The 10,493-nt window shown below is 61.8% G+C and carries 12 protein-coding genes; 7 read left to right on the forward strand and 5 right to left on the reverse strand.

From position 1 onward, the window contains the following. The first annotated feature begins 39 nt into the window (after positions 1-39). Together M8744_RS16280 and M8744_RS16285 are read left to right on the forward strand one after the other, a co-directional pair. Positions 40-834 (forward strand): HAD-IIB family hydrolase, encoded by a 795-nt coding sequence (locus M8744_RS16280; RefSeq protein WP_251419733.1) that lies wholly within the window; start codon positions 40-42, stop codon positions 832-834. Continuing rightward, a complete protein-coding gene (locus tag M8744_RS16285; RefSeq protein WP_251419735.1) occupies positions 827-2,047 on the forward strand; it encodes a glycosyltransferase family protein in 1,221 nt (406 codons plus the stop codon). The genes M8744_RS16280 and M8744_RS16285 overlap by 8 nt, the downstream gene beginning before the upstream one ends. Here the strand turns inward: M8744_RS16285 and M8744_RS16290 are convergent. Further along, complete coding sequence (locus tag M8744_RS16290) at positions 2,044-3,798, reverse strand: sugar phosphorylase (RefSeq protein ID WP_251419737.1); 1,755 nt, start codon at positions 3,796-3,798, stop codon at positions 2,044-2,046. The genes M8744_RS16285 and M8744_RS16290 overlap by 4 nt on opposite strands. Positions 3,799-4,117: 319 nt before the next feature. Here M8744_RS16290 and M8744_RS16295 point away from each other — a divergent pair, with 319 nt between their 5' ends. The 3 genes from M8744_RS16295 to M8744_RS16305 are packed head-to-tail and all read left to right on the forward strand — an operon-like array spanning position 4,118 to position 6,175. Next, positions 4,118-4,579: a MobC family plasmid mobilization relaxosome protein gene (locus tag M8744_RS16295; RefSeq protein WP_251419739.1), complete on the forward strand. Its 462-nt coding sequence runs from the start codon at positions 4,118-4,120 to the stop codon at positions 4,577-4,579. Beyond that, positions 4,576-5,889 carry a relaxase/mobilization nuclease domain-containing protein gene (locus M8744_RS16300; RefSeq protein WP_251419741.1) on the forward strand — a complete coding sequence of 438 codons (1,314 nt, stop codon included), beginning with the start codon at positions 4,576-4,578 and terminating at the stop codon, positions 5,887-5,889. The genes M8744_RS16295 and M8744_RS16300 overlap by 4 nt, the downstream gene beginning before the upstream one ends. 19 nt (positions 5,890-5,908) lie before the next feature. Then, positions 5,909-6,175, forward strand: a complete 267-nt coding sequence (locus M8744_RS16305; protein WP_251419743.1) for a hypothetical protein — start codon at positions 5,909-5,911, stop codon at positions 6,173-6,175. 46 nt (positions 6,176-6,221) lie between these two features. Here M8744_RS16305 and M8744_RS16310 read toward each other — a convergent pair whose 3' ends face one another. Further along, a complete protein-coding gene (locus tag M8744_RS16310; RefSeq protein WP_251419744.1) occupies positions 6,222-6,404 on the reverse strand; it encodes a hypothetical protein in 183 nt (60 codons plus the stop codon). 45 nt (positions 6,405-6,449) lie between these two features. Continuing rightward, positions 6,450-6,692: a hypothetical protein gene (locus M8744_RS16315; protein ID WP_251419746.1), complete on the reverse strand. Its 243-nt coding sequence runs from the start codon at positions 6,690-6,692 to the stop codon at positions 6,450-6,452. A 436-nt stretch (positions 6,693-7,128) separates the two neighbouring features. Here M8744_RS16315 and M8744_RS16320 point away from each other — a divergent pair, with 436 nt between their 5' ends. Together M8744_RS16320 and M8744_RS16325 are read left to right on the forward strand one after the other, a co-directional pair. Next, positions 7,129-7,332 (forward strand): hypothetical protein, encoded by a 204-nt coding sequence (locus tag M8744_RS16320; protein ID WP_251419748.1) that lies wholly within the window; start codon positions 7,129-7,131, stop codon positions 7,330-7,332. 184 nt (positions 7,333-7,516) lie between these two features. Continuing rightward, a complete protein-coding gene (locus M8744_RS16325; protein ID WP_251419749.1) occupies positions 7,517-8,710 on the forward strand; it encodes a Fic family protein in 1,194 nt (397 codons plus the stop codon). A gap of 105 nt (positions 8,711-8,815) precedes the next feature. On the opposite strand, the gene M8744_RS16330 is transcribed toward M8744_RS16325, so the two are convergent. Both M8744_RS16330 and M8744_RS16335 read right to left on the reverse strand, forming a co-directional pair. Continuing rightward, positions 8,816-9,076: a hypothetical protein gene (locus M8744_RS16330; RefSeq protein WP_251419750.1), complete on the reverse strand. Its 261-nt coding sequence runs from the start codon at positions 9,074-9,076 to the stop codon at positions 8,816-8,818. A gap of 32 nt (positions 9,077-9,108) precedes the next feature. Continuing rightward, the gene (locus M8744_RS16335; RefSeq protein WP_251419751.1) at positions 9,109-10,020 is read right to left on the reverse strand and encodes an ArdC family protein; all 912 of its coding nucleotides are present in this window, start codon (positions 10,018-10,020) and stop codon (positions 9,109-9,111) included. Between the last annotated feature and the right edge of the window lie 473 nt (positions 10,021-10,493).

Genomic DNA, 10,493 nt, shown 5'->3' on the forward strand with positions numbered 1-10,493 from the left:
ACCGTGGCCCAGACCACGACAAGGGCGTATTCTTGGAAGATGATTCATCCTCTGCCGCTGCTGGTTTTTTCCGATCTCGACGGCACGCTGCTGGATCACCAAACCTATGACTTTGCGCCTGCACGCCCGGCACTTGATGCGCTGGCGGAAATTGGTGCCGGCGTGGTGCTCGCCAGCAGCAAGACCGCGGCTGAAATAGCGCCGCTGCGCAACGAAATGGGCCTGGCTGCCTGGCCCGCCATCGTCGAGAACGGCGCGGGGCTTTTACCCGCCGACACGGCGGGAACGGACGATGACAGCGTCTATCGTGACATTCGCACGCGAGTGGCGAGGCTCCCCCCCGGTTTCCATGGGTTCGCCGACATGTCGGCGCAAGCGGTTGCGCGCCTGACCGGCCTGCCGCTGACCGCCGCCCGCGCCGCCAAGGCCCGGCAATTCAGCGAACCGGGCCTGTGGAAAGGTGATGCTGCCAGCCTCGCCACTTTTCTGGATGCAGCAAGGAAGGCCGGGCTGCACGCACGACAGGGCGGGCGGTTCCTGACGCTGTCACTTGCCGGCACCAAGGCCGACCGGATGGGCGCGCTGATCGCCCGTTACCAGCCGCGCGCCACCGTGGCCCTGGGCGACGCCCCGAACGATACCGAGATGCTGCAAACTGCCGATTTCGGCGTGATCGTGAAAAACCCCGATGCCCCCGCGTTACCACCGCTTGCGGGAGAGGCCACCGGACGTATCATTCGCACCGATGCCCCCGGCCCCATGGGCTGGGGGCATGCGATATTCGACCTGCTGGCCCGCCTGGGCCTGACGAAGGAGAGCCCGACCGATGGCTGATTTTCACCAGAACGGCAACATTACCACGCTGCACAACCTGCGCACGCAATCGCTTGACGATCTGACTTACGAATTGTCGACCTTCGCCCAGACACGGCGCATTTCTCTGATCCTGCCCAGCCTATACTCCGAGCTTGAAGGCCCGGCCCTTGCGCATATCCTGGATGAGTTGTCGCAGGTGCCATACCTGCACCGCATCATCATCGGGCTCGACCAGGCGGACGAGGCGCAGTTCCGCCACGCGCGGCAGTTTTTCTCGCAGCTACCGCAAACCCACACGGTCATCTGGAACGACAGCCCCCGGATGCTCGATCTGGGCGCGCGGCTCGATCGGCTGGGGTTGGCCCGGCAAGAGCCGGGCAAGGGCAAGAACGTATGGACCTGCATGGGCTACCTGATCGCCTGTGCCGATAGCACCGTGATGGCGATACATGATTGCGATATCCTGACATATGACCGCGAAATGCTGGCACGGCTGATCTACCCGGTGGCCAATCCGGCCTTTCCCTACCAGATGGCCAAGGGCTTTTACCCCCGCGTGGGCGAAGGAAAGCTGAACGGTCGCGTCACACGCCTGCTGGTCAGCCCGCTGCTGATCGCGCTGAAGCGGGTGATCGGCGACCGTGATTACATCGACTACCTGCGCAGCTTTCGCTATCCGCTGTCCGGTGAATTTGCCATGCGCACGCCCATCCTGCCCGATCTTCGCATCCCGTCGGACTGGGGGTTGGAAATCGGCGTGCTTTCCGAGGCGTGGCGAAACATGGCGCCCAAATCCGTCTGCCAGGTCGAAATTTCCGACGCCTATGACCACAAGCACCAGGCCCTGTCGCCCGAGGACGCGAACCAGGGCCTCAGCCGGATGTCCACCGACATCTGCAAGGCAATCTTCCGAAAGCTGGCCGCCGATGGAACGGTGTTCACGCCCAACGTTTTTCGCACCCTGAAGGCAACGTATTACCGTGTCGCGCTCGATTTGCTGGAAGGGTATTACAACGACGCGCGGATGAACGGTCTGTCGGTCGATCGCCACAAGGAGGAAAAGTCGATCGAGCTGTTTGCCGAGAACATCATCCGCGCTGGCCAGGTATTCCTGGACAACCCGCATGAAACACCCTTCATCGCCACCTGGAGCCGGGTGCATTCGGCAGATCCGAATTTCCTGTCAGACCTGCGCGCCGCCACCATCGCCGACCAGGAAGAGTTTGCCTAGCCATCCCCGCCACGGTTCGTGATCCAACGGCATTGATAGGGTGCCAGCGGGATTTCGGGGCCGGCAGGGTCGATGGTTTCGCCGGTGATCAGGTCATGCCAGTCGTCACCATCTATCAGGTTGATCTGCCCGGGGCTGACGGTGACGGTATCGGCGCTGACATTATGGATGGCAAAGATCGACTGGTGCCGATCCAGGCTTTGCCGCCAGATGCCGAACAGCCGGTCATCCAGGCGCAGGGTGAATTGCGTCGCATTGGGGTGAAACGCGGGCTGGCGTGCACGAATACGCAGCAGCCGCGACATGCCTGCCAGTGCCAGTGCCTGGTGACTTGTCGGATCGTCCAGCCGCGCCAGTAGCGAGGGGTAATCCCAGCGATGGCGGTTGATCGCCCTGTTCATCCCGCGCCGGCCCACCGCGTCGTGATCGTTGGGGGTGGCCAGCATCGAATGGATGTAGAAGGCGGGTATACCCTCCAGCGACATGACAATGGTTTGCGAGCACAAGAACCGCGTCATGTGATGCGCGTCCTCACCCAAAAAGGTGGCGCGCATCGCCTCGAACCAACTGCAGTTCAGTTCATAGGGTTCCTCGCCGACATCCGGCGTCGCGCGCATCGAGACCAGCCCACCGATGCTGCGCACCGTGTCGATCACCCGCGCCTTTTGATCGGGCGGCAACACGCCCTCGGCCGGGCGCATGCCGATTCCGTCATGGCTGGCGGTAAAGTTCAGATACGCACAGCCCAGTTGCGCCGGCGGCATGGTCGCTTGCCAACGGTGGAGATACCGCGCGGTGCCCGCCATCATCGCATGCAAGATCAGCGGCGGCAGCGAAAAATTGTAAACTGCGTGCGCCTCGTTCCGGTTGCCGAAATAGCTGAGGTTCTCGGTCTTGGGTACGTTGGTTTCGGTCAGCAAAACCACGGTTTCAGTGGCATAGTCCGCCAGCAGGCGCATCAACTGCACGATGGCATGGGTCTGTGGCATGTGTATGGATGGCGTGCCCGCCTCCTTCCACAGAAAGGCCACCGCATCCAGCCGCAAGACGCGCACGCCCTGGTCCAGGTGCAGACGGATGATTCGCAGCATTTCCAACAGCACCTCGGGGTTGCGGAAATCCAGGTCGACCTGGTCATGGCTGAAGGTGCACCAGACATGGCGCGGGCCGGTGCTGGTTTCGACCTCTTGCAACAAGGGGGTGGTGCGCGGTCGCACGACCGCCGAAAGGTCATCGTCGGGCGATGCTTCGAAAAAGAACCGGTCATAAGGCGGTTGGCCCTGCCGATAAGCGTTGAACCACGGGCCCTGGCTGCTGACATGGTTCAACACCAGGTCCGACATGAGGTGAAAATCACCCGCGATTCGCCGGATATCAGACCAGTCGCCCAATTGTGGATTCACGGCACGATAATCGGTCACTGCGAACCCGTCGTCCGAGGTAAAGGGAAAGAACGGCAGGATATGCACCCCGTTCACCACGCCTTTCAGGTGGCGCAGCAGGAAGTCGTGCAACAGGTCCAGCGGTTTGTGCGCGCCATCCTGGATCGAGTTGCCATAGGTGATCAGCATCGCATCGCGTTCCGACCACAGGTTGTTGCCTGGCCTGCGGGCGCGTTTACGACGATGCCTGCCCTCTGGCCAGAACGCCTCGAGGATCTGGCTGGCCAGGATATCGGCATCCAGCTCCGGGTAGATCCGCCGCACCAACCCTGCCAGCCGCTGCGAAAATGACAGCGGCCGATCAGTCATGATGCAGCCCCACGCGGCGGGGCAAAGCGGCACGCCATCTACGGAAAATTCCCTTCATGCCCCGAGTTTTGCGCAGGCATGGCGCCCGCGGCAAGGGGCGACTGCGCCGGCATGATTTGCGTGGCCCGGACCCTGCCCAACAAACAGGCAAAGGCCCTGCCACCGCTCCACCAGGCAAGCCCGGTGCGTTGTGTTGATCAATAAGTTTTGAAGGATTTGGTGGACCTGACGGCAGAAGAATCAAACCTTCTGTTTGAGGTTCTTGAAGATTGGGAACGCCATCTCGCGCATTTAGACCTTGACGGTCTGGAGCGCGACCATGACGAAACTGACATATAAATTCAATAACTTAGAGGGATACGCCCCTCCTGCTGAAAAACCGGCCACCAAAAAGCCGACGCCGTTTTCGCTGCGGCTGAGCTTCGATGAGCGGGCGCGGCTGGAGCAGGATGCCTCCGGCATGGCGCTCGGGGCGTATATCCGTGACCGCCTGTTCGGCGATGATGTCGCGCCGCGTCAGACGCGCGGGCATTTTCCGGTCAAGGACTATGCCGCGCTCGGGCGTGTTCTGGCAGCGCTCGGGCAGTCGCGGCTTTCGAATAATCTCAATCAGCTCGCCAAGGCGGTGAACACCGGCTCGTTGCCTGTCACGCCGGAAACCGAAGCCGATCTGCGGCAGGCGTGCAAGGATGTGCAGGCGATGCGGCGCGATCTGCTGATCGCGCTCGGCCTGCACGAGACGGGATCAGCCTCCAAAGCCGGACCGGAGCTGGAACCATGATCCTCAAGGCCAAAGAACGCGGCGGCGGGGCGCAGCTCGCCCGTTACCTGCTTTCGATGCGGGACAATGATCATGTCGAGCTGCACGAGGTTCGCGGTTTCGTCGGCGATGACCTGCTGTCCGCTTTCCGTGAGGTCGATGCCATCGCCAAAGGCACGCGCTGCGAGAACTATCTGTTCTCGGCCAGCCTCAACCCGCCTGGCGGGGAAACCGTCACAACCTCCGATTTCGAGAGTGCCGCCGATGAGGTCGAGCGCAAGCTCGGCCTCGAAGAACAGCCCCGCGCCATCGTGTTTCACGAGAAAGACGGACGGCGGCACGCGCATGTCGTCTGGTCGCGCATTGATGCCGACCGGATGCGGGCGATCAACCTGCCGCACTACAAGATGCGCCTGCGCGACGTGTCGCGCGATCTGTTCCGCAGCCATGGGTGGGAAATGCCAAAAGGGCTGCGCGACTGGCAGGAGCGCGATCCGCTCGGCTACACGCGCGAGGAATGGCAGCAAGCGCGGCGCGTTGGCCTCGATCCCAAACACATAAAGGCGCTGTTTCAGGAAAGCTGGAACCGCTCGGATTCCGGCACCGCCTTCGCGCAAGCGCTCAAGGAACGCGGCTTCATGCTGGCGCGCGGTGATCGGCGCGGCTTTGTTGCCGTCGATTATCGCGGCGAAGTCTATGCGGTGGCGCGGCAGGCAGGCGTGAAGACGAAGGATGTGGCGGCACGACTCGGCGATCCCGAAGCCTATCCGTCGGTCGATGAAGCCCGCATCTACATCGCCGCCCGCATGTCGGAGCGGATCAAGGGCTTCATCCGGCAAGCGGAGCTTGAAGCCGGACAGGGCCGCAAGGGGCTGGAAGCCGAGCGCCGCGACCTGGCCGCACGGCATCGGCAGGCGCGGCAAGTGCAGAAAGAAGTGCAGGAAAAGCGCTGGATTACCGAAACCAATGCGCGGGCGGCACGGCTGCCGCGCGGGATTTCCGGCCTGTGGCAGCGTTTGACCGGCAAATACAGCAAGATCAAGGAGCGCAACGAGCGCGAAGCCTGGGCCGCGCTCGTCCGCGACCGCGCCGAACGTGACAGCCTGATCGCCAGCCAGCTCGACGAGCGCCGCGCCCTGCAAGAGCGGATTCGGGAACAGCGTGAACGGCAGCAGGCCGACCTGCTCCTGCTGCGCGAGGATGTCGCCCGCTATCAGGATATGGCCCTGCCGGAGCGCGAGCCGCAACGGCGCGAGCCCGATCCCGAACGCCAAGACCGCAAGCGTCAGCGTCGCCGCGACCGAGGGCGGGATCGCGGATTTGAACGATAGACGAGAGAAAGGAAAACCAATGGATGAGTTCATCTGCATTGTCTTCGTGCCGCGCCGCGTCCTGACGCTGTACGAAGCTGTTTACGCATATCCGAAGGACGTGTGCGATATGGCCGAAGAGGACATACGGCTCGCAGATGAGGCGCATGAATGCGAGCATCACGACGCGCAGCACTTCATGCACATGTATGAAAATCAGGACATGTGCGGGGCAATTAAGGTCATCGTCGTCGATGATCCGTCGCTCGACCGCCTGCACTGTGTGCTGCCCGAAAATCTGAACTGAAACGCCGCCCTCGATGAAGGGCGGCGTTCAGGAGGGGGTGGCGGCATCAAACGGGTGCCGCGCCCTCGCACTGGTACAGGACATCATGACCGAGCGGGCCGCAGTCGCGCCAGCGTTCGTCATGGATCGATGTATCTTGGGCGATCTGGACGGCGGCGTCCTCGTCGTTGGCCTCGATGATGATGTTGTGCACGACATATTCGCCGCGTGAGATGATGTAGCGTTGCATGGTCTTTTCCTTTCCTTGCATGATTTGAGTGAGAAGCGGGCGCGCTCACGCGCGCCCGTTTTCTTTTTCGTTCTGGTGATCCGGCCCTTCGAGGGGCTGGCGCAGGACGATGCGGCCATTGATCGGCACCGTTTCGAGCTGGAGGGTGTAGCCCTTGTCGTCCTTGTGCCGCCAGGCTGCTCCGACCTTGTTCCAGTACGATTTCTCGCCCTTGTCGATGACGTGCCAGGCCAGAAAGTCCGGCGCGTTGTACTGCGGGGTTTCAGATTTTTTCTGTGTGCGTGCCATGATGGTTCTCCTTTGGTTTGTGGTTGGCTCGTTACGCCATTCCGCAAGACCGGACGAAGAAGGCACGGCGTCATTTCCAACACGGTCCGGCTCTGCCGGAGTGGTGCGGGCAGGATATTGATGGCGGGCCGCGTGCGGTCAGGAAGTCAGGCGTTTCCTGAAAACGAGCCGACCGCGATCCAATGAGCGTTCATCGCACGAGCATCACATGAACTGAGACCCAAGCGATCAAAGCGCTCCCTCTTTCCTCTGGCGACCGTCCTGCGGTGCTTCCGAGAATTCAGTGCTGGCAGAAAGGGCCACGCTCTGCGGCCAAGGCGATAAGCCTGCTCCACTACGTTGCGCCCGAAGGTGTCCGCATAAGCCGCTTCCTGCGTCGTCCTGATCCCGAGAAGACCTGGATAGGCCGGGTCTCGAAGAGGAAAAGGAGGATCACATGATCACGCTTCTCACCATGCAAGAGCTGCACGGCTTGACCGCTCAGGAACTCGGCGAACTGCATCAACTTTTTTCGATGCTGCTGATCGAAACCGAGCCTGACACGCCGGATCGCCGCAATATACTGGCAACGCTCGAAAATATCGAACGCGCCATGGGCCATCAGGCCAGACCAGCGGCACGTTCGCGCTGCAAGCTCTGACGCGCCGCGCAGCCCGCCAGCGGCGGGCTGCGTACTGGCTGGGGCTCAATACGGCCAAGTAACCGGCCACAGAACCGGCCATATCGACGGCCATAAACTTACTGACATGTAGCCTAAACGCATGCTATGATTGATTAACTTAGATCATGAAAGTTACCATAAAAGCGGCCAAAATCGAGGATACATGACGCTACGGGACGATAAAGAGACGATAGGCTTGTTCGAGCCGCTGATGGTCAGCGAGGGCTCGCCGCACAGGCGCGAGCTGAACGATCTTGCCCTCGATCTGGCCGCGCGCGCTGCCGCCTTCCGCAGCAGCCTGCCGGATCAGGTTGCGGCGGCGCTGGCCACGCTCATCCGCTCCATGAATTGCTACTACAGCAACCTGATCGAAGGCCACAACACGCACCCTGTCGATATCGAGCGCGCCCTGCATGACGATTACAGCGCCGATCCAGAAAAGCGCGACCTCCAGCTCGAAGCCAAGGCGCATATCGCCGTCCAGAAATGGATTGACGACGGCGGGCTCACGGAGCCGCCGACATCACCGGCGATGATCAGCGAGGTTCACCGGCGCTTCTGTGAGTTGCTGCCCGAAGACCTGCTCTATGTAGAAATGCCAGATACCGGCGAGCAAATCCGCGTTGTGCCAGGCGAATTCAGGGAACGTGACGTGGTGGTTGGCCGCCACGTCGCGATCAGTCCAGGCGCGGTTCCGCGATTCCTCGATCGCCTGCACCAAGCCTACCGCATGGCGGGCCGGATCGAGTCGATCCTCGCATCGGCTTGTGCGCATCACCGGCTGTTGTGGGTTCACCCGTTTCTGGACGGCAACGGGCGCGTTGCGCGCCTGATGTCCTATGCCATGCTGCGCGACTCTCTGAACACCGGCGGGCTCTGGTCGGTCGCGCGCGGCCTTGCGCGCAACGAAGCGGCCTACAAGAAGCACTTGCAAGCCTGCGACGAGCCAAGACACGGCGACCGTGACGGGCGCGGCACGCTCAGCGAAGCGGCGCTTGCGTCCTTCGCCAAATTCTTGCTGCAAACCTGCATCGATCAGGTGGAATTTATGGAAGGCCTGATGAAGCCGGACCGGCTGCGTGACCGGATCATGATCTGGGCGGAAGAGGAAATCCGTGGCGGGCGGCTGCCCCCGAAATCCGACGCGGTTTTGCGTGCGATCCTCTATGAAGGCGAGCTTCCGCGCGGCGCGGTGGCCGACATTCTGGGCACGAGCGACCGGACGGCGCGGCGCGTAACCTCCGCGCTGATCGAAGCGGGCGCGCTGACATCGGAAAGCTCGCGCGCGCCTTTGGTTCTGGCATTTCCGGCAACGCTTGCGGGGCGCTGGATGCCTGGCCTGTTCCCCGAACAGTGAGCACCTGCCTGTTAATCATCTGATATGCGGAAATGCCCTCATTGCCTATCAACAGATAGGCAGTTCGCGGCTGGCCTCGCGGCCAGCCGCGAAAATTTTCCACTCCTAGAACAGCGATAGCTGCGCCCCGTTCCAGCCGGTTTGCGCGGCCTCGTGGTCAAGCCATGCCGAGACAAAGGCCACCGCGCCGCCGTATTCGGCGACATGGCCGCAGGGCAGAAAGTTCGACCGGTAGCCGGTTTCGGTGACGGGCAGCGGCACGCGGCCTGCGCTGCGCAGCTCGATGTGATCACTTATGCCGAATCTTTCCGGCGTGAAGGTGATCTCGATATCGATCCCGCGCCATGTGATGTTGTGCTTTTCCATGGGTCAGCCCTCCTTGCGGGCAGAGCCGCCGCTTACGCGGCGACTCCTTCCTGCTGCTCGGGTTGCTCGATGACGGGCTGCAAGCCGTGCAGGAAATCCGCTGCACGCTGCGCATGGGCGGCGGCGCTGAAAATCGCGCGCTTGTCATCGCGCAGCACCTTCAGCCAGCTTTGAATATAGGCGGCATGATCGGTGCCAGGCTCCGGCGTCAGGGCCAGATCGGCGCAAAGAAACGCCGCGCCCAGCTCGGCGACCAGCTCTTCGCGGGCATAGCCTTCATCGCCCCACCGCTTGCGCCCGAATTCACGGTCAAGGCGTTTTTGGTGTTTCGTCCAGTGGGTCAGCTCGTGCGCCAAGGTCGCATAGTAGGCTTCGGGGCTGCGGAAGCTCTCGAAATGCGGCATCTGCACGTGATCTGTCCCGCCGCTGTAATATGCCCTGTTCCCGCCGCTGCGGATATCCGCGCCCGTAGCGGCGAAGAATTCTTCGGCATGGTCGATCCGCTGCGCGGGGTCGATGACGGGCTCGGGCATGCTGTAGAAATGCTCCGGCAGGCCTTCGATCTGCTCAACGTTAAAGACGCTATAACCCTTCATAAAAGGGATTTTGCGCTCTTCCTCGCTGCCGTCGTCCTGCTCTTCGGTCTTGGTGATGGTGTTGGCATAGACAACAAGATTGCCGCGCTCGCCTTTGCGGACGTGGGCGCCATATTCCTTGGCTTGGCGGTAGGTCATCCAGAACGGCGAGATATAGCCGCCTTCCATGGCCGCGCCCCATAGCATCAGCACATTGATTCCGCTGTAGGCCATGCCGTTATGGCGCAGGGGCTTGATGATCCGCCCGTCCATGTTTCCGGCGGACCATGGCTTGTGCCATGTCAGTTCGCCTTGCTCCAGATCGGCAATGATCTTGTCTGTAACTTTCTGGTAAATGTCCTGTTTCATTGGCCCTTTCTCCTTTTAAAGCCGGTTGCACATGCAACCGGACTAGGCCCGCGCCAATGAGCGGGGGGAGACCGTCAGGACCGCAGACAGCGGAGGGGGATCACCCGTCCTGCACAAGCCGCAGGCGCGGAAGGACGGGGAGACCGCTGGCTGCGCCCGCAGCACATGCGGAGGGCTTGGTCTTGACGGAGGACGGGGCCGCAGGCCCCAAACAGGAAAGAAAGCGTCAGCCCTTCAGGGCTGGCCAAAGATGCGCAAGGGATGGAAGCCGCAGGGCCGAGACAAGCCATTGGCGCAGGCTCGGTTCACGACAGCCCGGCCCGCAGGGTGCGCTCTGAAAACCGTCCGCAGAGAATGTCCCAGTAAATCAATCTCTAGTGTTCGCCACCTGACACAAGATTCCCATCGGCGGCTTGATGTGCCATATTCGGGGCATGAGACGCAGTGACATCTGCCTTTACCTTGGCCCCGCC

Origin of the sequence: Lutimaribacter degradans (genome assembly GCF_023703375.1) — a bacterium.
Lineage (GTDB): Bacteria > Pseudomonadota > Alphaproteobacteria > Rhodobacterales > Rhodobacteraceae > Lutimaribacter > Lutimaribacter degradans.

Bases quoted from the DNA above. Each gene is read 5' to 3' on its own strand.
- M8744_RS16280 (WP_251419733.1), top strand. From the start codon at position 40: ATGATTCATCCTCTGCCGCTGCTGGTTTTTTCCGATCTCGACGGCACG.
- M8744_RS16285 (WP_251419735.1), top strand. From the start codon at position 827: ATGGCTGATTTTCACCAGAACGGCAACATTACCACGCTGCACAACCTG.
- M8744_RS16290 (WP_251419737.1), bottom strand. From the start codon at position 3,798: ATGACTGATCGGCCGCTGTCATTTTCGCAGCGGCTGGCAGGGTTGGTG.
- M8744_RS16295 (WP_251419739.1), top strand. From the start codon at position 4,118: ATGACGAAACTGACATATAAATTCAATAACTTAGAGGGATACGCCCCT.
- M8744_RS16300 (WP_251419741.1), top strand. From the start codon at position 4,576: ATGATCCTCAAGGCCAAAGAACGCGGCGGCGGGGCGCAGCTCGCCCGT.
- M8744_RS16305 (WP_251419743.1), top strand. From the start codon at position 5,909: ATGGATGAGTTCATCTGCATTGTCTTCGTGCCGCGCCGCGTCCTGACG.
- M8744_RS16310 (WP_251419744.1), bottom strand. From the start codon at position 6,404: ATGCAACGCTACATCATCTCACGCGGCGAATATGTCGTGCACAACATC.
- M8744_RS16315 (WP_251419746.1), bottom strand. From the start codon at position 6,692: ATGGCACGCACACAGAAAAAATCTGAAACCCCGCAGTACAACGCGCCG.
- M8744_RS16320 (WP_251419748.1), top strand. From the start codon at position 7,129: ATGATCACGCTTCTCACCATGCAAGAGCTGCACGGCTTGACCGCTCAG.
- M8744_RS16325 (WP_251419749.1), top strand. From the start codon at position 7,517: ATGACGCTACGGGACGATAAAGAGACGATAGGCTTGTTCGAGCCGCTG.
- M8744_RS16330 (WP_251419750.1), bottom strand. From the start codon at position 9,076: ATGGAAAAGCACAACATCACATGGCGCGGGATCGATATCGAGATCACC.
- M8744_RS16335 (WP_251419751.1), bottom strand. From the start codon at position 10,020: ATGAAACAGGACATTTACCAGAAAGTTACAGACAAGATCATTGCCGAT.